Genomic DNA, 26,684 nt, shown 5'->3' with positions numbered 1-26,684 from the left:
AATTTATTCATTTTGAATCTTTTAAGATTTATTGTAAGGATATTATATAGCTATTAACTAATCCTATAAATTATTAATGGAGTAATAATTTATATTAAAAATGATTAATTTGATATTATTTATTCTGTTTTTTTATTAAAATAAATATTCTTTTTTAATAGTATAATTATGCGCGATTTATAACGATTTTATCTCGTTTTTGAAATAAATACGTCCCAACTTTGCAACCACAATCTAAACTATTAAAAAAGATGAAGTTAAATTCAAAGAAACTTTTATTTATAGGAGTATTCGCATTAGCTGGATCGTTATCTTTTGCACAAGTGGTTGAACCAACAGATTCTACAAAGGTTGAACAAGCAAATGACGAAAACGTATCTTTAACAGAGACATTAATTATTGGAAAAGGTATTATAGATGTTGCAGAGGATCGTAAAACACCTGTAGCTGTATCAACAATTAATAGAGCGACTCTTGAAGATAAAGCAATTGGAAACGTAGATTTTCCTGAAATTTTTACAACAACACCTTCTGTTTATGTGTCTAGTCAATCTTCTGGATTTGGAGATTCTGATATGTTTTTACGTGGTTTCAGTAGCGAAAATACAGCCTACTTATTAAATGGGCAACCAGTTAATGGAATGGAAGATGGTAAATTATACTGGTCTAATTGGTCTGCAATGACAGAAGTAGCGGAGAATGTTCAAATTCAACGTGGTTTAGGATCTTCAAAATTAGCAATTTCTTCTGTTGGTGGTACTGTAAATATGATTACAAAAGCGACACAGAAAAAACAAGGAGGTTACTTAAGATACAATGTAGGTAATGACAGTTATATGAGCACAACAATTGCTTATAATACTGGGATGAAAAGTAAATGGGGAGCTTCTTTCTTATTTAATCATTGGCAAGGTCATAGAGCATTCGCTCAAGGAACATCTGGAGAAGGACAAGCTTATTTTGTATCTGTAGGATATAAACCGAATGAGCGTCACCAATTAAATTTCATGATTTTTGGAGCGCCACAGCAGCATGGTCAAAACTTTGCAACCAAAAGAGCTAGTGATTGGGCTACAGCAGAAGAAATGGGGTATGGAAGAAAATATAATACGACATACGGTTATTTTAATGGTAGAGGTGAAAATTTAAGAACAAATTATTACCATAAACCAGTAGCTAATTTAAACTGGGATTGGACAATTAATGAAAATGCTAATCTATCTACTGTTTTATATGCTTCAACTGGAACAGGAGGAGGTTCTTTTGGTATAGGTAATGCTATGAACACAAGAAGAGATGGATTAATAGATTTCAATGCAATTCAAAATAATAATTTATTAGCTCAAGATGGAATAGGAAATGTTGCATCAAACGGAGCGATACGTTCCTCAGTAAATAATCATTTTTGGTATGGTGCCGTAACTAATTTTAATTATGACACAAAAACAGGATGGAATTTTAATTTAGGAGCCGATTTGCGTTTTTATAAAGGACAACATTTTCAGCAGATGACAAATTTGTTTGGTTTAAATGGATGGAGTGAACAAAGACCAGATGGACAAACTGTAGTTGTTAATAAAGCGTTTTCTACAAATCCATGGTCAGCTTTGTTTAATTCTGCGAACAGAGATCAAAGAGTAAATAGAGATAATAGTGAAAATATAAACTACCAAGGTGTTTTTGGTCAAGTTGAATATGCAAATGATATTTTTTCTGTTTTTGCACAAGGAGCTGTGTCTAATCAATTTTACCAAAAGTTTGATGCTTGGAACTATGGAGGTATAGAACAAGCTTCTGCAAGAGTAAACAAAACAGGATGGAATATAAAAGGTGGGGCATCTTTATTTATTAATAAAGAAAATTCAATTTTTGCTAATGTAGGAAAATATTCTCGTCAACCATACTTAAGAAATGTAATTGCACCTAATAGTGTTAATTTACGTGATCCAGAAGTTAAAAATGAAGAGATCATGAGTTACGAAATTGGGTATCAATATAAAACAAGAAACTTAAAAGTAAACATTAATGCTTATCATACAGAATGGTCAAATCGTTTCTTAGCTGTTTCTGGACAAGTAACACCAGATCCAATTAATGCACCTGACGTAACAAGACCAATAAATACGTATTATACAAACATTGGCCAGGTACATAAAGGTATTGAAGTCGATTTTGATGCAAAAATATCTCGCGTATTTAGTGTGTATGGTTTTGCATCTTATGGTGACTGGAAATATGATGGAAATACACCATTCGAATCTGAGTATACAGATGATAATACATTTTTTGAAAGAGGAAATGTTGATTTAACAGGAACTTATGTTGGTGAAGCAGCTCAATTTACATTTGGTATGGGAACTAAAATTAATTTTGCAAAAAGACTGTATTGGGATGTAGATTTTATGTATAATGCTAGAATATGGGGGCAAGTTAATCCTACTAGTGTTGTTGAAAGTTCTCGTAGAGGAGAAACATACCAAGCAGAACAAATTCCAGGATTTGCACGTGTTAATACTGGTTTAGCTTACGAGTTTAAATTTGGAAAACAATCTATTAAGTTAAGAGGGAATGTGCGTAATTTATTTAACGAACAATACCTTAATATGATAGATAGAAATGGAGACGGTTATGCTGTAGGTAGAACGTGGAATGCTGGAGTAACATATACTTTCTAAATAAAAAGATAAAATATCATCAAATTTATAAAAGACGAACTGTAAGCAGTTCGTCTTTTATTGTTTAAGAAATTACTTAAATTGATTCTAAATAATATTTATTTTAGAATAATAATACATTTTTTTATTTATAATTATTCCTTTTGTTTCGGTTAATACTTATTGCGTAGTGTTAAGTAATTGTTAATAAAATGTAAAATTGAGTTTAAATATAGATATTTATGTTAAATAGGAATAATTATATATCATTTTTATATTTTTATTGAAAATTAAATAATTATTAATTACTTAATAATTATACGTAATTTAAAAACCTTTTATTTCGTTTTAATGATAATTACAACCCAACTTTGCACCCGTAAACTTATTAAAACAATTTCACAAGATGAGGTTAAACTCAATGAAGCTTTTATTAGTAGGAGCTTTTGCCTTAACGGCATCATTATCTTTCGCACAAGTTGTTGAACCGACAGATTCTACAAAGGTTGAACAAACAAACGATGAAAACGTAAATTTATCTGAAACATTAATTATCGGTAAAGGAGTAATCGATGTTGCAGAGAATAGAAAAACACCAGTTGCTTCTACAGTTATTACAAGAGAGCAAATTTTGGATAAAGGTGTAGGAAATGTTGAATTTCCTGAATTATTAAAAAATTCACCATCTGTTTATATTGCAGATCAAGCATCTGGATTTGGAGATTCTAAATTATACATGCGTGGTTTTGATCAATCAAATACAGCATTCTTATTAAATGGGCAACCAATGAACGGAATGGATAACGGAAGTGTATATTGGTCTAACTGGCAATCAGTTTCAGATATTGCAACTGTAATTGATGCACAAAGAGGTTTAGGTTCTTCTAAATTAGCAATTTCTTCTATCGGGGGAACTGTAAATATTGTAACTAAAGCAACAGATAAAAAAGAAGGAGGATTCGTACGTTATTTCGCAGGAAATGATTCTTACCAAAAACAAACTGTAGGATATAATACAGGTATGAAAGGTAAGTGGGGAGCTTCTTTTGTTTTTGATAACTGGTCTGCTCACAGAAGTTTTGCTCGTGGTACAGAAGGTAAAGGACAATCTTACTTTGTTTCTGTTGGGTTTAAACCAAACGATCGTCACACATTCAACTTGATGATTTTTGGTGCGCCACAACAACACGATCAAAATTACTCTAAACCAATGGAGACAGCATATCGTAACATCAAAGTTGATGGTGTTAATAAGAGAATTGTTGCAACTCCAGGTTATGATATGACAGGTCGTATTGGAAACTCTAACTATGGTTTCTATAATGGTCAAGCAATGTCTGCTAAAACAAACTATTACCATAAACCGGTAGCAAACTTAAACTGGGATTGGGCAATTAATGAAAAAATGTCTTTATCTACAGTTATATATGCATCTACTGGTACAGGAGGTGGAACTAGTATTTTAGGAAACGGAGCTGGTTATACTGACGGAGGATTTACAAGTAATGGAGATATTAATTGGGATGTTTTAGCTTCTAAAAATCAACAATTAGCGAATGGTATTTCTTCAGGAAATAATGGTACGCTTTTATCTTCTTCTGTAAATAACCATTTTTGGTACGGAGCAGTATCTAACTTTACTTATGATACTAAAAAAGGTTTAACATTTAATGCTGGTACAGATATCCGTTTTTATACAGGAGAGCACTACCAACAATTAAATAATTTATTAGGAGCTAGCGGTCGTGCTGCATCTAATGCTCAACGTAGTAAAGACTATGTAGTATCAAAAACATTTAATACTAATCCTTGGAATACTTTATTTAATAAAGCTAAACATAGTGAAAGAATAGGTTTTGATAACTCAGAACGTATCAACTATCAAGGAGTTTTTGGACAAGCTGAATATGCTAACGAAAAATTCTCAGTTTTTGCACAAGGAGCATTATCTTGGCAAGAATATGAAAAATATGATAACTGGAACTATACTGCAGAATCTGCAGCAGCGCAAGGAATCAAATTTAAGAATGGAAAAGCATACTCTGGAGAGCGTACAAAAATTGGATATAACTTAAAAGCAGGAGCTTCTTTCAATATCGATAGTGAAAACAGTATTTTTGCTAATGTTGGAAAATACTCTCGTCAACCATATTTAAATAATATCTTTGTTCGTAATACAGTAAGATACGTAGAGGATTTACCAGTAAACAATGAAATTTTACAAAGTGTTGAAGCTGGTTACCGTTACAAATCTCGTACATTAAAAGTAAACCTTAATGCTTACTATACAGAATGGGATAACAGATCGATGACTTACAATGGTCAAGATTTTACTGATGCTAATGATGTTGTTCACTCTAACGTTCGTTTTATTGCAACAAACTTATCAGAGGTTCACAAAGGTTTAGAGGCAGATTTTGAAGCAAAAGTTTCTCATGCTTGGACTGTAACTGGTTATACATCTTATGGTAACTGGAAATATATTGGAGATTACAATTTCCAAGTTCAAGATACAGATACACAAGAGTTAGTTGCTGGTTATGAGAATAACACAGGTACAATGAATGCATTTGTAGGTAATGCAGCTCAATTTACTTTTGGTATGGGAACTAGAGTTAATGTAACTCGTGCTTGGTCTTTCGACACTAACTTTAACTATTTTGCTCGTGTTTTTGAAAATGTTGACTTAGTTGATGCAGTAAAAGCTGGTGAAACTTATGTTAATGTTCCTATTGCACCTTATGCAACAGTAGATTTAGGAATGTCTTACAAATTTAAAATTGCAAACAGTCAATCACTTAAATTTAGAGGAAATATCAACAACTTGTTCAATGATCAATACATTTCTCGTAAAGATAACTACGGTTATTTCTGGGGGAATGGTAGAACTTGGAATGCAAGTGTAACATACAATTTCTAAGATAAATTTTATAAATAATAAAAAGACGAACTTTTATAGTTCGTCTTTTTTTTGTGTTTACCTTTGATGAAAATTTGTAAAATGATTCAGCCTGATTTTTTAAAAGAAGGGGATAAAATAGCAATAGTAGCTCCTGCAAAGCGAATGCTAAATGGAGAATTAGAAGAAGCAATAGAGCTCATAAAATCTTGGAAATTAGTTCCAGTTTTAGGGAAAAATATTTATGCCGAATATGATTTTGGTTATCGATACGCAGGCACAGATGAAATGAGAACAGAGGATTTTCAATGGGCATTAGATGACCATGAGATAAAAGCGATTTGGTGTGCTAGAGGAGGTTATGGTTCTGTGAAAATTATTGATGAACTTGATTTAACGGAGTTTACTAAAAATCCAAAATGGATCATTGGTTATTCAGATATTACCGTTTTTCATAATCATTTTAATCGATTAGGATATCAAACTTTACATGCGGTTACAGCAAAAAAATTAGCAGATACTATTTATCATCCAAGTTCTTATCAAAGTGTTTATGACAGTCTTTTTGGTAAGGATATACATTATTCTTTAACTAATCATCCTTATAATAAAGTAGGAGAAGCAGAAGGAGAGTTGATAGGTGGAAACTTATCAATTGTGTATTCTCTTTTAGGAAGTGATTCTGCAATAATAAATCCATCAAATAAAATCTTATTTTTAGAAGATTGGTTCGAGAATTGGTATGCAGTGGATCGAATGTTAATGAATTTAAAACGAAATGGAATTTTAAAGCAAGTAAAAGGTGTTATTTTAGGAAGTTTTACACACATGGATACTGAAGAAGAAAATGCAGAGAATTTTAATAATGCTTTTGATCCAAAAACTTACGATATTATTCATCAGTTTACAAAAGAATTATCTGTTCCAGTGGTATTTAATTTTCCTGCTGGTCACACAGGTCATAATGTAGCCATGAAAATGGGTGCGAAAGTTCAGTTAAAAATATCATCAAATAGCGTAAATTTACATTTTATAGAAAATCAATATGAAACAAGATAATTTAACAGTCATTACTCATCCATTAGTAAAGGCAAAAATTACGCAAATGCGTGATAAAAATACTACAACAAAAGAGTTTGGAGAATTAGTTGACGAAATTTCAGGTTTAATGTGTTACGAAATTACACGTAATATCGAATTAGAAGAAATTGAAGTTGAAACTCCTATTACAACAACTATTGGTTATAAATTAAAAGGAAATGATATGGCTATTGTTCCTATTTTAAGAGCTGGATTAGGAATGGTAAAAGGTATTCATCAATTAATTCCCACTGCAAAAGTTGGACATATTGGTCTTTACCGTGATCATGATACTTTACAACCAGTAGAATATTTATGTAAACTTCCTACAGATTTAGAATCACGTGATGTTATTTTGGTAGATCCAATGTTAGCAACTGGAGGTTCTGCAATAAAAGCAATAGAAATTTTAAAAGACAAAGGAGCAAAATCTGTTCGTTTAGCTTGTTTAGTAGGTTGTCCAGAAGGGGTAGAGGCAGTACAAAATGTTTATCCAGAAGTTCCGATATTTTTAGCAGCTTTAGATGAAAAGTTGAATGAAATAGGATACATCGTTCCAGGTTTAGGAGATGCTGGAGATCGTTTGTATGGGACAAAATAAATTCTAATGAGTGTTAGTTTTGATTTTGGCAAAGAAGCAGAAGATTTCGCAGTAAAATATCTTATTCAAAATGGGTATAGAATTTTAGCAAGAAATTACTTCTACAGAAAGGCAGAAATTGATATTATAGCACAATTAAATAACGAAATTATTATTGTTGAAGTAAAAAGTAGAACTTCTAATTTTTTTTCTGAACCAGAAGAAGCTGTCAATACAAAAAAGAAAAAATTATTAATTTTTGCAACAGATGATTTTATTCAGAAAAATAATTTTAATTGTGAAGTAAGATTTGATATTTTAGCATTGTTAAAAACGAAACAATCTTGGAGCGTCAATCACATTGTAAATGCGTTTAACGTTTCAGAAATTTAATCTAAATTTATGGAAGTATTAATGAGTCTATTCGACTTTATTATGCATATCGATCAACATTTATCAGAATTTGTAACAGAATATGGTTTATGGATTTATGCAATTTTATTTTTAATCATTTTTGTTGAAACTGGTGTTGTTGTTATGCCATTTTTACCAGGAGATTCTCTTTTATTTGCTGCAGGAATGCTTGCGGCTCAAGAATCAAACAATTTAAATGTTTGGTTAATGATTGCAATACTTTTATTAGCAGCTATTTTAGGCGATACCTTAAATTATTCCATTGGGAAGAAAGTTGGGTATAGAGCAACTAAAATTAAAATTTTCGGAAGAAGCTTTGTTAAAGAAGAACATCTAGAGAAAACGCACTCTTTTTATCAGAAATATGGTTCTAAAACAATCGTTATTGCACGTTTTGTTCCTATTGTACGTACGTTAGCTCCATTTGTTGGAGGAATAGGTAACATGCCTTATAAAACATTTATTACATATAATATTGTAGGTGCTATTTTATGGGTTGTAGGTTTAACTTTAATCGGTTATTTCTTAGGTAATATTCCTTTGGTTCAGAATAATTTTTCAAAAGTTATTTTAATTATAACATTACTTTCAATTCTACCAATTATTATAGAGCTCTTGAAAGAGAGGTTTGGAAAGAAAACAAATTCAATTCAATAATAAAAAAAACTCGACTTTTTAGTCGAGTTTTTTTTATATAACCAAATATAAATTATCGTATTTGGTTTATATATTTTTTGTAACTTCTTAAAATATTAATTTTTAACCTATGAAAAGCATTTATTTACTTCCATTAATTTTATTCTCAATTTTTGTGCAAGCGCAAAAAGGTTATCCTACCCCACCAACTTCTACTAATAGATTATTTTATATTCAGCATAACGAAAGTAAAAACACCTTTGTTTATGATGCCATCTTTTCTACAAAAGAGCATTTAGACGAACAAAATCCCGTTAATATTTATAGAATTTTATATGAAGCAAATGGAGAGAAAAAAACATTAACAGCTATACAGAAAAAATTAGCTTACGGTTTGAAAATAAAGAAGAAAGAAAAAAATGTATTTCTTCTTACATTAGTTTCATATCCTAGTCAACAACTTATACTAAAGTTGAATGCAAAGAAACATCCAGTTGTTTTAACCACTGTTAACGGAAAAGAAATGACTTTAAACAGAGTATTCTTGAAAAAGAAAAGTGGAACAGGTGGTTTATCTGTTAAGTTAGATTATATTTTATTTCATGGGACAGACAAAAATGGAAATTCTATTCAAGAGAAAATAATACTATAAAAAAAACTTCTTAACTTACTTCATAATTTAAACTAACTACAAAAAATGATAGATGTAAAAGAGGTTAAATCGAAAAAGGAAATGAACCAATTTATCGATTTACCTTTTGATATTTATAAGAACAATCCTTATTGGGTTCCTCCTATAAAAAAAGATGAACGAAAAAGTTTTAATCCTAACAATGAAATTTTTAAGACAGTAGAGGCAAAATTTTTCCTTGCCTATAAAGGTTCTGAAGTTGTAGGAAGAGTTGTCGCTATTGTTAATTGGACAGAAATAGAAGAATTAAATAAATCTAAAATTAGATTTGGATGGCTGGTCTTTAAAGACGATATCAACATTTTAAAGGCGTTATTAACAACTGTTGAAAACATTGGTAAAGTGCATAAAGTTAACTATATAGAAGGTCCTATGGGATTTTCTAATATGGATAAAGCTGGAATGTTAACAGAAGGATTTGATAAAATTGCAACATTAATCGGTACCTATAATCATTCGTATTATCCAGAATATATTCAACAATTAGGTTATCAGCCAATGGCAGAATGGTTAGAGTACGCAATAGAATTGAAGAATTTAGAATCTGTAAATCAGATGGATAAATTGTGTGAGTTGATAAGAAAGCGATATTCAATAGACACTTATCATTTTAGCTCTACAAAAGAAATGCTTCCTTATGTGAATGAAATGTTTGATTTATTAAATCTTACATATGCAGATTTACAAAGTTTTGTTCCAATAGAAAAAGAACAGGTAGAACATTACAAGAAGAAATACTTAAAATTTATTCATCCAGATTTTGTTTCATGTGTTAAAGATAAAGAAGGGAAAATGATTGCTTTTGCTATTACAATGCCATCTTTTTCTAAAGCTTTTCAGAAATCTAAAGGAGAATTATTTCCATTTGGTTGGTGGTACTTTATACAAGAACAAAAGAAAAATACGCATGTAGAATTTTATTTAATTGGTATAGATCCAGCTTATCAAAATAAAGGAGTACATGCACTTATTTTTAAACAATTGTATGACCGTTTTATAAAAAGAGGAATTAAGACATTAGAAACAAATCCTATCTTAAATGAGAATTCTAAAGCACAATTAATTTGGAAAAATTTTGATCCTGTAATTCACAAAAGAAGAAAAACATTTTATAAAGAATTAGGCTAGATGAAAATCTAGCCTAATTTTTTATATTGTTTAATGTTGAAAGTATTTTATCTGAATTTATTTTCTAGTCTAAGTTCTCGATACAATTTTTCTTCATTTCATTTCGAAAAACCACTCAAACAGACAGAAAATTTTATCTTTCTAACCTCTAACTTACTTAATCGCTTTTAAACTTAAATCAAAATTCTTAGCAGAATGTATGATAGCACCAGAAGAAATAAAATCTACACCAGTTTCTGCGATAGCTCTTACAGATTCTTTTGTAATTCCACCAGAAGCCTCTGTTTTTACTTTTCCATCAATAAGTTTTACAGCTTCTCTTAATTCATCAAGCGAAAAATTATCTAACATAATAAAATCAACATTAGTATCAAGCGCTTCTTTTACTTCGTCAAGATTACGTGTTTCAACTTCTATTTTTAAATGTAGATGATGATTAGCTAAATAATCTTTTGTTTGTTCTACGGCCTTTGTAATACTACCAGAAAAATCGACATGATTATCTTTTAACATGACCATATCATATAAACCAAAGCGATGATTTTCTGCTCCACCAATTTTTACAGCCCATTTTTCGAACATTCTAAAATTTGGTGTAGTTTTTCTTGTATCAAGAATTTTTGTGTTTGTACCACTTACTAAGCTCATCATTTCGTTTGCGTAAGTTGCAATTCCAGACATTCTTTGCATACAGTTTAAAACTAAACGCTCACATGTTAGGATAGATTGAGAAGAACCTTTTACTTTAAATGCTATATCTCCAAATTTTACACGATCTCCATCTCTTTTATAAGTTTCTATCTTTAATGAAGGATCAAAAGTTGCAAAAATAATTTTAGCCAATTCTATTCCAGCAATAATACCATCATCTTTTACTTTTAATTCTGCCTCTTGTACAGAATCGTAAGGAACGCAAGCCAATGTAGAATGATCTCCATCACCAACATCTTCTAAGAATGCTTGTCGTATAAAAAGTTGTAATTTTTCGTTCGTTATGTATGGATATTCTTTCATTATCTGTAAGTTAATTTTGCGAATTTAGATTGATTAAATTCCTTTTTAGTTTTGTATTCATAATATTCTGCCCAAGTTCCGTTTTCTTCTCTAACAACCGTTATTAAGACACCTGAATTTGGATCATTTTCGAAAAAATTCTTGATTTGTAATCTGTATTCTTTTCCATCGACATCTCCTTTTGTAATGTCAATTAATCCAGTTTTAAAAGCATTTTCAAAAGCAGTTGCATAAGGTTCAAAGCTTGCCATTTCGAATAAATTAGAAAATTTACCTAAATAATATTCTCTGTCATTCTTTTTACCATATGTTTTAAAATTAAAATTTTTGTCAATTCTAATTTCAATCATATCATCATCTGTTTTTAATGTAAATAAAACACGATCAAAAGAAGGGAAAGTATCAAAATTACTATCCAAATCTGTTGCTTCATAACGCAAAGGAAGCTTCATACTTGTTTTTATAGCTTCGTTTTTATCATTTGTAGCAGGCTGAATTTTAACATTTGCACGATCCATTTTATTTTGAAGAAGAATAACACTTGATAGTGCAACACTATTAAAAATAGGATTTTCTCCATCAGCGGAAAGATCTGCAAATTTCCCATCTTTATCGATGGTAAAAGTTAGTTTAGATTGAGCTTCTTCAATTTGTAAATAATCTGCAATATTTGAGAAAAAAGCAATTTGACTTTGTACATCTCTATTTAAGTTTTCATTCAAGCATTTTATTAATGCTGGATTATCTTTTAAAGTTTCGCAACCAAAATATACCGGCATTTTTTTAGCTACCGCAAGCGGTGATTTATTTTCACCTGATTGCTGTTGAGCAGATAAAAATATTGAACACAGAAATATAAAAAGTGAAAATAATTGCTTCATTTTAGTGTAAATTTTTATTGTAAAAGGTTCCCCTATTTTCTTTTTGATTGATACTATCATTAATGATTAATTGAGCAACATCAACCAAATTTCTTAGTTCAAGTAATTTAGGCGAAATAATTGAAAAATTATAAATTTCTTTTACCATTTTTTCTATCTCATTAATGCGTTGTTGAGCAATTTGTAAACGATTATTACTACGAACAATCCCTACCAATTCACTCATCATTGCTTGTAATTGCTTTCTTAAATAAGAAATAAGAACCAATTCTTCTTGCACTTTCATTCCTTCAGAATTCCATTCAGGGAAATTGAAATCATAAATAGAAAATATATTTTTCTCTAATTTATCTACCGTATTTAATGCTGCACGATGCCCAAATACCATTGCCTCTAACAATGAATTTGATGCTAAACGATTTGCGCCATGCAAACCAGTATTAGAACATTCGCCCACAGCAAAAAGATTATCAATAGAAGTTTTTCCATCTAAATCAACATCAATTCCTCCGCATAAATAATGAGATGCAGGTACTACAGGAACTAATTCTGTGAACATATCGTAACCTTCTGTTTTACACTTATCGTAAATATTAGGAAAATGTGTCAAGAATTTTTCTTTGTCTAAATGACGACAATCAATATAAACATAATCATCACCGCGTAATTTCATTTCATTATCAATTGCTCTTGCTACAATATCACGAGAAGCTAATTCTTCTCTTTCATCGTATTTATGCATAAATAACTCACCGTCTTTGGTACGTAATTTTGCGCCAAATCCACGAACAGCTTCAGATATCAAAAATAATTGACCATCAAATTCGCTGTAAAATGCTGTCGGATGAAATTGAATAAATTGCATTCCAGTAACACTTGCTTTTGCTCTTCTCGCTAAACCAATTCCATCTCCAGTTGCAATAATTGGGTTAGTTGTATTTTTATAAACATGTCCAACGCCACCAGTTGCTAATAGTGTAACTTTAGCTAAATAACGTTCTACTTTCTCCGATTTTAAATCGAGAATATAAGCGCCATAAGCAGTTGTTTTATCTAGATTATCATTACCTAGATGATGCTCAGTTATTAAATCAACAACGAAATGATGTGTTAATATTTCGATATTTGGATAAGTTTTGATTGCTTCTAACATTGCGCGCTCTATTTCCCATCCTGTAATATCTTTATGATGTACAATACGATTTTCTGTATGTCCACCTTCGCGTCCTAAATCGTAAATACCGTCTTGGTTTTTGTCGAAACGAACTCCCCAATTAATAATTTCATTAATACGTTCTGGGGCTTCTTTTACAACAACCTCAACAGCTTCTCTTTTGCATAAACCATCGCCAGCTCTTAATGTATCTTCGATATGTTTTTCGAAACTATCATTTTCAAAATCGCTAACAACAGCAACACCACCTTGTGCATATTTGGTATTTGTTTCGTCTTCGTTTGCTTTAGTTACAATTGTAATTTTAGCATTAGGATAACGAATTGCAATTTTTAATGCGTAAGAAAGTCCAGCAATTCCAGAACCTATAACTAAAACATCTTGTATTGCCATTATTTAATTTTTTCAGATAATTCTAACATACGGTTAATTGATGCTAAAGCTTTAACTCGAAGTTCTTCGTCCATTGTAATTTCTGGTAATTCGTATTTCATACATAAATATAACTTCTCTAGAGTAGATAATTTCATGTAAAAACATTCAGAACAATTACATGATTCATCTTGTACTAAAGCAGGAATTAATTTTTTATTTGGCGCTAATTTTGCCATTTCATGTAGAATACCTTCCTCTGTTGCAACAATAAACTCTTCTGCTTCATCTTCTACAACATAATCCAATAAACGAGAAGTTGAACCTATAAAGTGAGCAAATTTTAATAAATCTTCTTGTGCTTCTGGATGAGCAATTAATTTTGCTTTCGGATTCTCAGTCATTTGTTGTGCAATTCTTTCTAATGAGAAAGCCTCATGTACAATACAAGCACCGTCCCACAAAATCATATTACGATTACACACTTGGTTAAGATATCTTCCTAAATTACGATCTGGAGCAAAAATAATTTCTTGTTCTTGTGGTAAAGAATTAATAATAACTTCTGCATTAGATGAAGTAACAATAATATCTGATTCTGCTTTAACGCCAGCATCACAATTAATGTAACTTACTACAATAGCATTGGGATGTTGTTCTCTTAAACCTCTTAACCCTTCTGCAGAACATGAGTCTGCTAAAGAGCAACCTGCTTTTGTATCTGGAAGAACAACTTTTTTAGTTGGATTAAGAATTTTTGCAGCTTCTGCCATAAAGTGTACACCACAAAATACAATCATATCCGCATCTGTTTGAGCAGCTGCACGAGCTAATTGTAATGAGTCTCCTAAATAATCTGCTAAATCCTGAATTTCTCTAGATTGATAATAATGAGCTAAAATAACGGCATTCTTTTCTTCTTTTAGCTTTTTAATTTCAGTAATTAAATCGATTCCTTGTGGAATTTCTACGTCCAAATAGCCTTTATAGTCTAACTTTTCTATTGCTTGTTCTATTGTCTTCATTTTGTTTCTTTGTGTGTGTTAGTTAATACCTAATTGCTTTTTTACCTCTTTAGATAAGGCATCTTTGTGTATTGTAAAAGCAATAGATTTCATTCTGAAATATGGTTTAGACATAAAAATATGTCCGTTGTTCCCCACATTATCTGTTCCCCAAGAATTTTTTACATCATAGTATTGATTTCCCAATTGATCTTTCAAAATTCCTGTAATATGCATTAAGTGATCATCTTCTGTAGAGTAATCCTCAAAAGCAGCTTGACGCTCGTCTGCTGAAACCCATTTTTCTGGTAAAATTTGAACAAAGTAATCAGATTCTTTTCCTTCTGCTGGCCAAATTGCCATTCCATATTTTCTAGAAAAAGTTTTTTCAGAAACATCTGTATCAAATGCAGCTGTAAATCCTTTAAATAAAGCTTCATCTAAAACTTTCATATACTCATCTAAAGGTAAGTTATAATAATTTCCGTTAGAAAAGTTATCTGGTACTTGTAATACAAACTGTGAATAGTATGGTGCTTGTTTAAACGATGTAATTGTTACGTAATCTTCTGGATTAATTTTAAGTGCTTTTGCAAACTCTTGTGGCGTATATTCTTTTCCTTCGTATTTGAATTTTGTTGAAGGAGTTCCTAATTTTTTATTTAATTTTTGATCGAAATTAGTTTTCCAATCTTTCGTTAAATATTGTTTAGGATTTTTTATGATAGAATCTAATCCAACTTTTAAATCTTTGACGAACAATTCATGGTCATGTTTTGTCTCTATTCCTGTAATACCCGTGTATACTTCATTTGGAACAACTCCATTAAGACGAACTGAGTTTAATACATCATGAGATAATCCTCCTTGGCTAAATTGTGCTTTTCCTTGACGATAAACATAATTGTAGGCCTTAACGGGATAAGTATAACGAACATTAAACATTTCAGATAAATCTACATTTTTACCTGTTAAACGTAGTACTTCTGATTCTAGAAAAGAAGTTGTTGAAAAAGACCAACATGTTCCAGTTTTTCCTTGGCTAATGATTGGTAAAGCAGAATTGTTAACCAATTCTTTAAATTTAAAAGGTGTTTCCTGTGCAGAAACAAAAGCACTAGCTAATGCTAATACCGTTAAAATATATTTTTTCATTGATGATAAAACTAAAGATCCCCCAAAAATAAAGTTTATTTATGAAGTTTTGATTGAAAATGTCGCATAATTGATTGAGATAATTTATAAATATCCATAGAATGAATTATTTGTGTCTCAATACTGTATGAATATTGAATTTTTATTCAATCAGAAAAAATCTTTTTCTAAAATGTATTATATCACTTAAAAACCCATTAACTTTGCTCAAACATTACACAAATGCAACCAAGAGAAGATTTTTTATTGAAAGCCTACGAGCTTGGAATTATAAAATTTGGAAATTTTACTTTAAAAAGTGGTATAGAATCTCCTTTCTATGTCGATTTAAGACCATTAGCGTCTAGTCCACAATTACTAAAAACTTTAGCAAACAATTTATTAGATTTAGTAGAAGATATTAACTACGACTTAATTTGTGGTGTGCCTTATGCGGCTTTGCCAATGGCTACTACAATGAGCTTAACATCTAATATTCCATTAATCATCAAAAGAAAAGAAAATAAAGGTTACGGTACAAAACGTATGGTAGAAGGTGTTTTCTCTGAAGGACAATCTTGTCTTTTAGTAGAAGATGTAATTACTTCTGGACAGTCTTTATTAGAAACGATTGATCAAGTTGAGCGAGAGGGATTAAAAGTTAAAGATCTTGTTGTTGTTTTAGATAGAGAACAAGGAGGGTCAGATAAATTAAAAGAACAAGGTTACAATGTAAAAACATTGTTTACAATTAACGAAGTAATTGACATTTTACACCGTTACCACCGTTTAAATGATAGTGAAGCAAAGAAAATTAAAGATTTCTTAGCTTTACCACCAGAAGCTGCTCCTGCAAAACAACGTATTGCTTTAGAGAATAAAAAGATTGTTCATCCTGTAGGAAAACGTTTAGTTGAATTAGCATTAAAAAAACAATCTAATTTAATTGCGTCTGCGGATTTAATTACTTCTGCAGAAATTACTGCATTTGCAGAAAAAGTAGGAGATCATATTGTAGCATTAAAATTACACTCAGATATTATTCAAGATTTTTCTGATAATTTAATTACAGATTTAAGAAAAATTGCTCGCGAAAAAGAATTTTTATTATTCGAAGATCGTAAGTTTGGTGATATCGGAAATACACAAGAATTACAATTTAAAAAATCGATTTATAAAATCTCTGATTGGGCAGATTTAGTAACTGTTCATCCAATAGGAGGTTTAGAATCTTTAAAAGTATTTGATAATACTGGAGTAATAACAATTGTAGAAATGTCTTCTAAGGGTACATTAACAGATGATTACTACTTTACAAAAGCAATTAATGTATCAGAACAATCTGGTAATGTTTTAGGAGCGGTAGCACAACGTCAAATTCCAGATAATTTATTATTATTTACACCTGGAGTTAGTATTTCTTCTACAGGAGATAGTAAAGGACAACAGTATAATACGCCAGAATTAGTATTTAAAAATTACCATACAGATTTTATGATTGTTGGTCGTGGAATTTATAAAGCTGCTGATGTTAAGACTGCGGCAAAAGAATATCAAACATTAGGTTGGGTTTCTTACTTACAAAGTTTAAATGATTAGAAAAATCAAATAAAACATATATTAAAATAGTCTGTTTAAGTAATTTAAACAGACTATTTTTTTTTATAATTATATATTGTATTATTTAATCACAAATTTATGAGAAATAGTTTTTCCATTACCAATTTCAAAAATAGCAATGTAGAAACCATTGTTTAGGTTGGTTAAATCTACAGTTCCATTAGATAATTTTTTACTTTCATTTTTTATACGTTTTCCAGTGGCATCAACAATATAAAACGAGATAGATTGATTGGTGTTAAACTTATAATGCAAAACTTTATTCGAAACAAAGATAGTATTAGATGAATTTTTAATTTCTTCTGTAGCTAGAATATTAGATTGCTTTGCAGCTTCTACAACATATTCAATTCCTAGTTTTGTAAATTTAGCAGCATGAGTAGCTGTATTGCCTGAGTTTTTATAGGTATCTTCTTCGGTATGGATATATGGATTTTCATCTTCAATTTTACTTTCAGATGGATAAGCTACATTGTAGCCATTATCAAACCAGCTAGCATGATCAGAACACGCATATCCACATTCAGATGTACCATAAGTAAATTGATGCAATCCAGATGTGTTATAAGTATCCATTAATTGCATTAAAAAATTATTAAGTTCTTTATTTGTATAATAATCAGTATATATAAAAACATCATCTTCAGAACCTTTATAATTTGTCATATCAAATTGTACATAACCAATTACATTTTTGTTGTCATTTCGATATTTTTCAGCAATTTCTTTAGAACCTCTTAAGCCAACTTCTTCTGCTGCATAAGCCATAATTTCTACAGTACGCTGAGGTTTATAATTATTTTTAAGTAAAACACGTAAAACTTCCGTTATCGTTGCAATTCCAGATGCGTTATCATCTGCTCCAGGAGCATTGGATTGACTATCTAAATCCCATTCATCAATAGAGTCTATATGTCCTCCAATAATTACATATTCATCTGTATATTCATTTCCATTAATTGTTAAAATTAAAGATTTCATTGGAGTTGATATATGGTCTACAACTTTTACAGAAATATCACTTCTATTGTATAGAGTAATTAAGTTTTCCCAAACTTCTTTCATTTTAAAAACAGCATCATTGGCCTCTTGTCTTGTATGAAATCGTGTTTTAAAATTTTCTAATAAAAGTATATTTTTTTCTATTTCATTTTCATCAACATCATTAAGAATAGTATTTATAAAAGCATTTTCAGAAATTGTATAATTGTAAGCTGTTGCTTTTTTTGAAACTCTTTCCGAGTGTAATGAATTTATAGCTTCTTCTTTTGATGATTGATAAATATAGCCATGTCCATGTCCCAATTTATCATGTAATTTTTCTGCAAGAATAGGATGAAAATTAATGACAGATAAATTATTTTTTGATGAGAGAATTTGAATAGAATCTGGTACTTCATTCTTCAGAAGTTGGGCATTTTCAGTTTGCATTTTAGCATAAATAAATCCATCTTTTTCTTGCCCATAAGTAAAAGCTAAAGAAAGAGAAAGGAAGCTAGTTAATAGGAGTTGGTGTTTCATTTTTTTTTATTTTTTTCAAAAGTAAAGTATAATGAAATTTTAAATATTAATAAATCATTATGTTATTTAAAATTTTTATGATAATTTAGTTAAATATTTTATGATTGTTGGTCGTGGAATTTATAAAGCCGCTGATGTTAAGACTGCGGCAAAAGAATATCAAACGTTAGGTTGGGTTTCTTACTTACAAAGTTTAAATGATTAGAAAAATCAAATAAAACATATACTAAAATAGTCTGTTTAATAATTTAAACAGACTATTTTTTTTTATAATTATATCTTGTATTATTTAATCACAAATTTATGAGAAATAGTTTTTCCATCACCAATTTCAAAAATAGCAATGTAGAAACCATTGTTTAGGTTGGTTAAATCTACAGTTCCATTAGATAATTTTTTACTTTCATTTTTTATACGTTTTCCAGTGGCATCAACAATATAAAACGAGATAGATTGATTGGTGTTAAACTTATAATGCAAAACTTTATTCGAAACAAAGATAGTATTAGATGAATTTTTAATTTCTTCTGTAGCTAGAATATTAGATTGCTTTGCAGCTTCAACAACATATTCAATTCCTAGTTTTGTAAATTTAGCAGCATGTGTAGATGAATTACCTAAGTTAGCATAGGTGTCATTTACTGTATGTATGCTAGAATTATGCTCTCCAAATTTGGCTTCAAATGGAAGCGCAGCAGGATAACCAAAATCTGCCCAACTAGCATGATCAGAACACGCATACCCACATTCAGATGTACCATAAGTAAATTGATGCAAACCAGATGTGTTATAAGTATCCATTAATTGCATTAAAAAATTATTAAGTTCTTTATTTGTATAATCATCAGTATATATAAAAATATCTTCTGTTGAGCCTTTGTAATTTGTCATATCAAATTGTACATAACCAATTACATTTTTGGTGTCATTTCGATATTTTTCAGCAATTTCTTTAGAACCTCTTAAACCAACTTCTTCTGCGGCATAAGCCATAATTTCTACTGTACGTTGAGGTTTAAAATTATTTTTAAGTAAAACACGTAAAACTTCTGTTATCGTTGCAATTCCAGATGCGTTATCATCTGCGCCAGGAGCATAAGATTGACTATTTAAATCCCATCCAACAATAGAATCTATATGTCCACCAATAATTACATATTCATCTTTATGTTCAGTTCCATTAATTGTTAAAATTAGAGATTTCATTGGAGTTGATATATGATCTACAACTTTTACAGAAATATCACTTCTATTGTATAGAGTAATTAAGTTTTCCCAAACTTCTTTCATTTTAAAAACAGCATCATTGGCCTCTTGTCTTGTATGAAATCGTGTTTTAAAATTTTCTAATAAAAGTATATTTTTTTCTATTTCATTTTCATCAACATCATTAAGAATAGTATTAATAAAAGCATTTTCAGAAATTGTATAATTGTAAGCTGTTGCTTTTTTTGAAACTCTTTCCGAGTGTAATGAATTTATAGCTTCTTCTTTTGATGATTGATAAATATAGCCATGTCCATGTCCCAATTTATCATGTAATTTTTCTGCTAGAATAGGATGAAAATTAATGACAGATAAATTATTTTTTGATGAGAGAATTTGAATAGAATCTGGAGCTTTACTCTTAAGAAATAGAGCATTTTCAGTTTGCATTTTAGCATAAATAAGTCCATCTTTTTCTTGTGCATAGGTAGTTAAAGAAAAAATAAGAAAACTAGATAATAGAAGTTGATTTTTCATAAAATGTATTTTTAATATTTATCTAAATGTATCATTTTTTTAATGATAATGATTAATAAATCAATATATATAATAAGGAAAATATCAGCGATATTTTTTTTAATTAATTATGTATTAGTTACTTATTATTGGTTTGTTTTTTTAGATTTGTATCAACCTAAAAACCTAATTATGAAAAAGATTTATTATTTGTGTGCATTACTATTTGCTGCAAACGGTGCTTACGCCCAAGAAAATGCTTTAGAATGTGGTACGGATTATTTAATGGAAGAATATTTCAATAAAAATCCAGAAGCTAAAAAGCAACATGATAGTTTTAATTTAGAATTATCTAGACTTGCAAAAAGTGGGGAACTTTCAAGAAATGTAAATTCAAGAATTCAACAAGGACAAGTTTATGAAATTCCTATTGTTGTGCATGTTTTAAGTAAAGGAGATGCTTTAGGAACTGAAAATAACCTCAATGATCAACAGATAATTGATTGGATTGACTATACCAATAAAATATTTGATGGGACAGGAGATAGAATGCTAAATGAGACGAATGGTGGAGCTGTTATTCCTGTAAAATTAGTATTAGTGAAAATAGATCCAAAAGGAAAACCAACAAATGGAATTAATCGAATTGATTTATCTGGTAATGAAAACTATGTTCAATATGGTATAAATTCTAATTCTAATTTTAATGGTTTACATGATGTAGAAGTTGTAAAAGAGTATGGATGGGAATCGACAAAATATTATAACATTTATGTAGCTTATAAATCTGCTGTGGGAGCAGAAGCAACTAATGGATATGCTTTTTTTCCTGGAGGAAGTCAAAGTAATGATAGAACAGTTATGAGTGGTTCTGCTTCTTTAGTAGGACAACAAACTTTAGCGCATGAGTTTGGACATGCATTGGGAGTATTTCATCCTCACCAAGGATATGTAGCAGGTGAAGGAAAATATGCAAGAGATGGAAATGGTCAATATATTAGAGATGAGAATGGTGATTATGTAATCAATGTAACTAAACCAGCAGTTTGCCCAGTAAATAATGATTGTACAATTGATGGTGATGGCGTATGTGATACAGAACCAATACTTTCTCTTTATGATACATCTGTTAATATATTCAGATGCTTAACAGGAAGAATTAATCAATGTACTGGTTCTCCATATGTAGGAGCAGAACAAAATGTAATGTCTTATACATATTGTTTTAGAAATAGGTTTACACCTGGACAAATGGATAGAGCGATGGCTCAATTATTAAGATATAGAGAAAATTTATATACTTCACCAGTGTTAGACAATCAAGCAAAAGATAATAATGTATCACTTATTTCACCTAGCTGTAGCCCAACAGCTAATGAAAGGATGGGTAATTTTATTATAGGGACAGTGAATGTTAATTTTAATGAAATTAATAATTGGACGAATCCTTATAATACGCTTGAAAATAATTTTTATAAAGATTTTACAAAAGGTTATGTTTTAGCAAAAACAACAACAACTATTCCGAATAATACTTCAACAAAATTAAACATTAAAACTTCTGATACAGGATATTTGTTGGCAACAAAGGTATATATTGATTATAACAATGATGGTGTTTTTTCAGAAATTGATGAGTTGGTTTTATCAAAAAATGGTATTTCACGAGATAATAGTGTGACTTCAGTAGATGTTACACCTCCTAGCAATGCAGTGTTTAATACACCATTACGAATGAGAGTTATTTCTGATTTAAGTAATGTAAATATTACACCATGTGGTAATCCTAGATTTGGAGATGTAGAAGATTATGCTGTAACAATTAAAGATGAAACACTTTCAACAGATGATTTAAAACGAAAGAAAGTAGAAATAGTAACTAATAATTCTACTCTTTTAGTTAATGCGAATGATCTTATATCTAATATTACGATTACAGATATTACAGGTAGACTAATTTATAAAGGGGATAATATCAACAAAAATAATTTTTATAAAGATTTAAATACTAAAAACCAAATTTATATAGTGGTTGTATCACTTAAAAATGGAACAAAACATTCTCAGAAGGTAATGTTATAGAGAAATGTAAATGTTAATAATGAAAACCGCTCCAATCTGGAGCGGTTTTTTTTAATATTTTAATTGAAACTTGATGTAAGTAATTTTCTTACCTTCTTCTAAAAACTTAGATTCGTAGTAAGTTTGTACATCTGTTACAATTGCAGGAATGTCAGAATGATCTGGGTGATAAACATCGTGCGTAGAACGAATTACTTCGTGTCCTTCTATATGAATAACACCATGTGTATAGCCATGTAAAAACTCAGAATCTGTTTTTAAATTAACAGTTCCATCATCTTTTAATATTTTGCTGTATCGTCTTAAGAATTCAGGGTCAGTTAAACGATGCTTTGTTCTTCTGTATTTTATTTGTGGATCTGGGAAAGTGATCCAAATTTCGCTTACTTCATTTTCAGCAAAAAGATGATCTATAATTTCTATTTGTGTTCTTAGAAACCCAGCATTTGTAATCCCTTCTTCTAAACAAGTTTTTGCTCCACGCCAAAATCTTGATCCTTTAATATCGACACCAATAAAATTACGATCTTTATCTCTGCGTGCCATAGCCACAGTGTATTCACCTTTACCACAACCTAGTTCTAAAACAATTGGATTATCATTCTTAAAAAAATCTTTATTCCAATTTCCTTTTAATATAAAATTATTTGTTGCTTCTTCTCTTGTTGGCTGAACTACATTTTCAAAAGTTTTGTTTTCGTTAAATCTTCTGATTTTATCTTTTCCCATTTCGGATTTTCTTTTGCGCGAAATTACGAATTAAGATTTTAATTCATCTAAGAGCCTGTTTAAAATTCATCTAATTATTTGTTTATGGCTCTTTTTGGCTATAAAATCATTAAATTTTTTATAAAAATTTCTAGCTATCCTTACAAAATTTGTTTATTTATCTCTCAAAAATAAACTATAAACAATTTTATACTATAAAATTTAAATAGACTCTAAAAAACTGTTTCAAAAACACATATATGTCAGCAAATAGTAATAATGTGAAAAGGTTTGTTATTTTTGTAACGAAAAACTAAAATTATTAAAATGGATTTTATCAAACAATTTCATGGTGGTTGGGCTTATCTTTTAATTTTAATCGGTGTTATTTTTGTAGTTTCTACATTAATTTATGCATTGTCTAAAAAAAGAACAGATAACACAATTAAAAAAATTGGATTATTTACAACAATTATATTTCATGTACAGTTGTTAGTAGGATTAGTTTATTATATTATGAAGTTTTCTGCAATGGAACCTTCAAATATTATGTCTGATTCTGGATTAAGATTAACATTTGTAGAGCATCCAATGATGATGATTGCAGGTGTTGTTTTTATGACAATTGCAAATGCGAAACTTAAACGTTCTACAATTGTTCCGATGTCTGTATTTGTATTCGGATTAATTGGTTTAATTTGTATTTTAAGCAGAATACCATATTATATTTGGCCTGCATAATTATAAAATAATAATTAAAAATAGAGTATTAATAAAATAATTAGTACTCTATTTTTATGAATAACTTTTTTAAATTTTAATAATATTTGGCACTTCATTTGAGTTGAATATTTAAAAGAAACAAGATGAACTATTTTAAACATTTATTCTCTCTACTTTTCATATTCGTAGCATTCAATCTTTTTGGACAAGATTTTCATACTGCAAACATAAAAGTTGACTACGAACAAGAAACGGGAACATTAAATATCTCTGCACGTACCTTTACGCCACATTTAGAGAAAGCAGTAGGTTCTGATGTAGGAAATAAATCTGGTTTCGAAAATAAATTGAAAGCTTATGTTAACGATAATGTTGATGTTAAAATTAACGGGAAATCTTTAGGAACTTCTTATTATGGTTACCAAGTAAATGACAAGTCTACGAGAATATTCTTTAAATATGAAAATATTTCAGATATCAATTCAATAGAAGTAAAAGCTAGTTTATTAACAGATATCTTTACAGATCAGCAAAATATTGTGACGTTCGATATCAAGAATAAAAAGAATACAATTGTTTTAACAAATAAAAATACAGTTGCAAAAATGAGTTTATAAAAACTCATTTTTGTTTTTTTGTTAATCAAATATAGATTCGTAAACCTTTTTCCAGTTAGACCAATTTTCTGTTAAATTAGACTGGTGGAATAATGTAATAAAAGTTCCATTTACTTTTTTTACTTCATGTTTTAATCTACTAACTTCCTTTATGGCTTCCATTGGAGATAATTGCAAATAATTTTTCAAGGAAACGTCCATTGCTACAAACGGATATATTGTTAACAATGTTTGTTGATTAGTAGATAAATCAAACCATTTAAAAGGCGTACAAGTTCCCGCTCTAAAACCAATTCTATTCGCAAAACCCATTGTATAATCTTCCTCAATTCCATTTATTAACAATTGTTGATAAGTCTGTGGAAAATGAAGTTTAATAAAATGCTGGCGCGATTTCTTTATCTCAACTTCAGAAATCATTTCTAAACGATTAATTTCAGTCGTTAATAAATCTAAATTCTCATTAGAATTATAAGAAGGATGAATTCCTATTGTCGCCCATTTAGAAAGTGTAGCAATTAATTTTTGTTGTTGCTTATTTTTCCAACTGTGGTTTTTATCGAATGTAGAATAATCACCCAATAACCAAAAGAAAATGGTTTTAATTTGTTTTCTTTTAGCTAATTCCTCTAAATATTCAAAAGTATCGTAAGGATCCTTTTCCTTTCCTAATAATACATTTACTTGCTGTTTAAAAGCCTTTAAATCTCCTTTTATAAGTTTTTTAATAAGAGACCCTATTTTTATTTTTGGAGAATGATAAAGGTATTTCCAAGCATAATCTACATCGTGTGTATTAATTTGTTCAAAATGTCTTTCTTTAAAAATAATATCGGGATATTTTGCTTTTATTTTTTGTTGAATTGCTAAACAAATTAGATCAACAATCGGAGAAGAATAATCTAAGGAAGAACCTAAGAAACGGTTATGTTTATCAAATAGATGAGGTTTTTCTATGTATTCTTCGTAACGAGAAAGCCAGAAAAAACATTTTCCAAACTCGTTTAAATCATCATAATTAATAACTTCTTTAATATCATTTTCAAGTAATATATCATCAATATTAAAATTTATTTCGTCATCAAAAACGAGATGAGATAAATTTATTTTTGCTGATTTACATTCAATAAATTCATTTCTATCCGTAATAATTTTATACGCAATACCAAAAAAATCTTTAAAAATAAAATCGATTATATAATCTATTCTATTTGTTCTTTTTTCGATAAATATGACGATATAGTTGCTCAAAACGATTGTTCAATAAAAGTTTAAAGATAATTAAATTAATCCTTGGTCAGAAAATGAAAAGTAATTCTTTTGCGAAACAATAACATGATCCATCAACTGAATATCCAATAAACTGGCAGCTTCTTTTATTTTTTTAGTTATAGATTTATCGGCAGGGCTTGGAATTAAATTTCCAGAAGGATGATTGTGAGACAATATAATTGCAGTAGTTGTTAGCTCTAGAGCTCTTTTAAAAATTACACGAATATCAACAGATGTTTTTGTAATTCCGCCTCTAGAAATCTGTTCAGTTTTTATAATTCTATTCCCTTGGTTAAGGAACATTACCCAAAATTCTTCATTTGGCAAATCGCCAATTTGTTGCTGAAAAATAATAGCAGCATCTTTACTAGAAGAAATCCTTTTACGCTCTAAAATCTCTTGAGAATTTCGTCGTCTACCAATTTCCAAAGCAGTAATAATAGAAATAGCTTTTGCTTCTCCAACTCCTTTAAATTTACATAAATCCTCAATAGAATATTTTGCTAATTCGTTCCAATTATTATTAGCAGATTGTAAAATTCTTTTCGCTAATTCCACTGCAGATTCTGTTCTATTACCGCTTCCCATAATAATAGCGATTAATTCAGCATCAGAAAGAGAGGAGCGTCCTTTGCTAGCTAATTTTTCACGAGGACGATCATCCTCATTCCAATTTTTTATAGAATTTTTTATTTCATGATACATCACGAGGTAGTTTTTGGTTGAGAATTTTAAATATACCAAAAAGCTCGAACATA

23 protein-coding genes are annotated in these 26,684 nt (G+C 29.6%); 13 read left to right on the top strand and 10 right to left on the bottom strand.

Annotated features, from left to right (window positions below; genetic code table 11):
- Window positions 1–251 precede the first annotated feature (251 nt).
- The 8 genes from BUA86_RS01030 (at window position 252) to BUA86_RS00995 (ending at window position 10,082) form a co-directional block, all read left to right on the top strand.
- Window positions 252–2,675 (top strand): TonB-dependent receptor, encoded by a 2,424-nt coding sequence (locus BUA86_RS01030; protein WP_072929027.1) that lies wholly within the window; start codon window positions 252–254, stop codon window positions 2,673–2,675.
- Window positions 2,676–3,075: 400 nt separating this feature from the next.
- Complete coding sequence (locus BUA86_RS01025) at window positions 3,076–5,574, top strand: TonB-dependent receptor (protein ID WP_229731804.1); 2,499 nt, start codon at window positions 3,076–3,078, stop codon at window positions 5,572–5,574.
- 81 nt (window positions 5,575–5,655) lie between these two features.
- Complete coding sequence (locus BUA86_RS01020) at window positions 5,656–6,612, top strand: S66 peptidase family protein (protein ID WP_072929023.1); 957 nt, start codon at window positions 5,656–5,658, stop codon at window positions 6,610–6,612.
- The gene (gene upp, locus BUA86_RS01015; protein WP_072929021.1) at window positions 6,599–7,234 is read left to right on the top strand and encodes a uracil phosphoribosyltransferase; all 636 of its coding nucleotides are present in this window, start codon (window positions 6,599–6,601) and stop codon (window positions 7,232–7,234) included. The genes BUA86_RS01020 and upp overlap by 14 nt, the downstream gene beginning before the upstream one ends.
- Window positions 7,235–7,240: 6 nt before the next feature.
- Window positions 7,241–7,606: a YraN family protein gene (locus BUA86_RS01010; RefSeq protein ID WP_072929019.1), complete on the top strand. Its 366-nt coding sequence runs from the start codon at window positions 7,241–7,243 to the stop codon at window positions 7,604–7,606.
- Between the two features lie 9 nt (window positions 7,607–7,615).
- On the top strand, window positions 7,616–8,284 hold the full coding sequence (locus tag BUA86_RS01005) for a DedA family protein (RefSeq protein WP_229731802.1): 669 nt from the start codon (window positions 7,616–7,618) through the stop codon (window positions 8,282–8,284).
- Between the two features lie 109 nt (window positions 8,285–8,393).
- Window positions 8,394–8,915, top strand: coding sequence for a DUF4833 domain-containing protein (locus tag BUA86_RS01000; RefSeq protein WP_072929017.1), 522 nt, complete (start codon window positions 8,394–8,396; stop codon window positions 8,913–8,915).
- A 45-nt stretch (window positions 8,916–8,960) separates the two neighbouring features.
- Entirely contained in the window at window positions 8,961–10,082 is a 1,122-nt protein-coding gene (locus tag BUA86_RS00995; protein WP_072929016.1) for an N-acetyltransferase, read from the top strand.
- Between the two features lie 153 nt (window positions 10,083–10,235).
- Here the strand turns inward: BUA86_RS00995 and nadC are convergent, their stop codons facing one another.
- The 5 genes from nadC to BUA86_RS00970 form a co-directional block, all read right to left on the bottom strand.
- Complete coding sequence (nadC, locus tag BUA86_RS00990; protein WP_072929014.1) at window positions 10,236–11,096, bottom strand: carboxylating nicotinate-nucleotide diphosphorylase; 861 nt, start codon at window positions 11,094–11,096, stop codon at window positions 10,236–10,238.
- The gene (locus BUA86_RS00985; protein WP_143147211.1) at window positions 11,096–11,875 is read right to left on the bottom strand and encodes a hypothetical protein; all 780 of its coding nucleotides are present in this window, start codon (window positions 11,873–11,875) and stop codon (window positions 11,096–11,098) included. The genes nadC and BUA86_RS00985 overlap by 1 nt, the downstream gene beginning before the upstream one ends.
- Window positions 11,876–11,978: 103 nt before the next feature.
- On the bottom strand, window positions 11,979–13,544 hold the full coding sequence (gene nadB, locus BUA86_RS00980; protein ID WP_072929010.1) for an L-aspartate oxidase: 1,566 nt from the start codon (window positions 13,542–13,544) through the stop codon (window positions 11,979–11,981).
- Complete coding sequence (gene nadA, locus BUA86_RS00975; protein ID WP_072929009.1) at window positions 13,544–14,548, bottom strand: quinolinate synthase NadA; 1,005 nt, start codon at window positions 14,546–14,548, stop codon at window positions 13,544–13,546. Before nadA ends, nadB begins: the two co-directional genes overlap by 1 nt.
- An 18-nt stretch (window positions 14,549–14,566) precedes the next feature.
- The gene (locus BUA86_RS00970; RefSeq protein ID WP_072929007.1) at window positions 14,567–15,682 is read right to left on the bottom strand and encodes a C1 family peptidase; all 1,116 of its coding nucleotides are present in this window, start codon (window positions 15,680–15,682) and stop codon (window positions 14,567–14,569) included.
- 222 nt (window positions 15,683–15,904) lie between these two features.
- Between BUA86_RS00970 and BUA86_RS00965 the strand changes: the two genes are divergently transcribed.
- Window positions 15,905–17,260, top strand: a complete 1,356-nt coding sequence (locus tag BUA86_RS00965) for an orotate phosphoribosyltransferase (protein WP_072929005.1) — start codon at window positions 15,905–15,907, stop codon at window positions 17,258–17,260.
- Window positions 17,261–17,341: 81 nt separating this feature from the next.
- Here BUA86_RS00965 and BUA86_RS00960 read toward each other — a convergent pair whose 3' ends face one another.
- Entirely contained in the window at window positions 17,342–18,802 is a 1,461-nt protein-coding gene (locus BUA86_RS00960) for a M20/M25/M40 family metallo-hydrolase (RefSeq protein WP_072929003.1), read from the bottom strand.
- Window positions 18,803–18,902: 100 nt separating this feature from the next.
- On the opposite strand from BUA86_RS00960, the gene BUA86_RS16180 reads away from it, so the two are divergent.
- Entirely contained in the window at window positions 18,903–19,007 is a 105-nt protein-coding gene (locus BUA86_RS16180; RefSeq protein WP_143147210.1) for an orotidine 5'-phosphate decarboxylase, read from the top strand.
- Between the two features lie 80 nt (window positions 19,008–19,087).
- On the opposite strand, the gene BUA86_RS00955 is transcribed toward BUA86_RS16180, so the two are convergent.
- Window positions 19,088–20,545: a M20/M25/M40 family metallo-hydrolase gene (locus tag BUA86_RS00955; protein WP_072929001.1), complete on the bottom strand. Its 1,458-nt coding sequence runs from the start codon at window positions 20,543–20,545 to the stop codon at window positions 19,088–19,090.
- Between the two features lie 171 nt (window positions 20,546–20,716).
- Here BUA86_RS00955 and BUA86_RS00950 point away from each other — a divergent pair, with 171 nt between their 5' ends.
- Window positions 20,717–22,606, top strand: a complete 1,890-nt coding sequence (locus tag BUA86_RS00950) for a GEVED domain-containing protein (protein WP_072928999.1) — start codon at window positions 20,717–20,719, stop codon at window positions 22,604–22,606.
- Window positions 22,607–22,657: 51 nt separating this feature from the next.
- Here BUA86_RS00950 and trmB read toward each other — a convergent pair whose 3' ends face one another.
- Window positions 22,658–23,335: a tRNA (guanosine(46)-N7)-methyltransferase TrmB gene (gene trmB, locus BUA86_RS00945; protein ID WP_072928997.1), complete on the bottom strand. Its 678-nt coding sequence runs from the start codon at window positions 23,333–23,335 to the stop codon at window positions 22,658–22,660.
- Window positions 23,336–23,641: 306 nt separating this feature from the next.
- Here trmB and BUA86_RS00940 point away from each other — a divergent pair, with 306 nt between their 5' ends.
- Window positions 23,642–24,055 (top strand): hypothetical protein, encoded by a 414-nt coding sequence (locus BUA86_RS00940; protein ID WP_072928995.1) that lies wholly within the window; start codon window positions 23,642–23,644, stop codon window positions 24,053–24,055.
- Between the two features lie 125 nt (window positions 24,056–24,180).
- Window positions 24,181–24,654, top strand: a complete 474-nt coding sequence (locus BUA86_RS00935) for a DUF6702 family protein (RefSeq protein WP_072928993.1) — start codon at window positions 24,181–24,183, stop codon at window positions 24,652–24,654.
- A 21-nt stretch (window positions 24,655–24,675) separates the two neighbouring features.
- Here the strand turns inward: BUA86_RS00935 and BUA86_RS00930 are convergent, their stop codons facing one another.
- Both BUA86_RS00930 and radC read right to left on the bottom strand, forming a co-directional pair.
- Window positions 24,676–25,905 (bottom strand): polysaccharide deacetylase family protein, encoded by a 1,230-nt coding sequence (locus tag BUA86_RS00930; protein WP_072928991.1) that lies wholly within the window; start codon window positions 25,903–25,905, stop codon window positions 24,676–24,678.
- Window positions 25,906–25,935: 30 nt separating this feature from the next.
- Entirely contained in the window at window positions 25,936–26,631 is a 696-nt protein-coding gene (gene radC / locus BUA86_RS00925) for a RadC family protein (RefSeq protein WP_072928989.1), read from the bottom strand.
- Window positions 26,632–26,684: the final 53 nt, after the last annotated feature.

This window comes from Chishuiella changwenlii (genome assembly GCF_900142565.1).
In the GTDB taxonomy this organism is placed as follows: domain Bacteria; phylum Bacteroidota; class Bacteroidia; order Flavobacteriales; family Weeksellaceae; genus Empedobacter; species Empedobacter changwenlii.
This window is presented reverse-complemented; position numbering and strand designations above follow the sequence as displayed.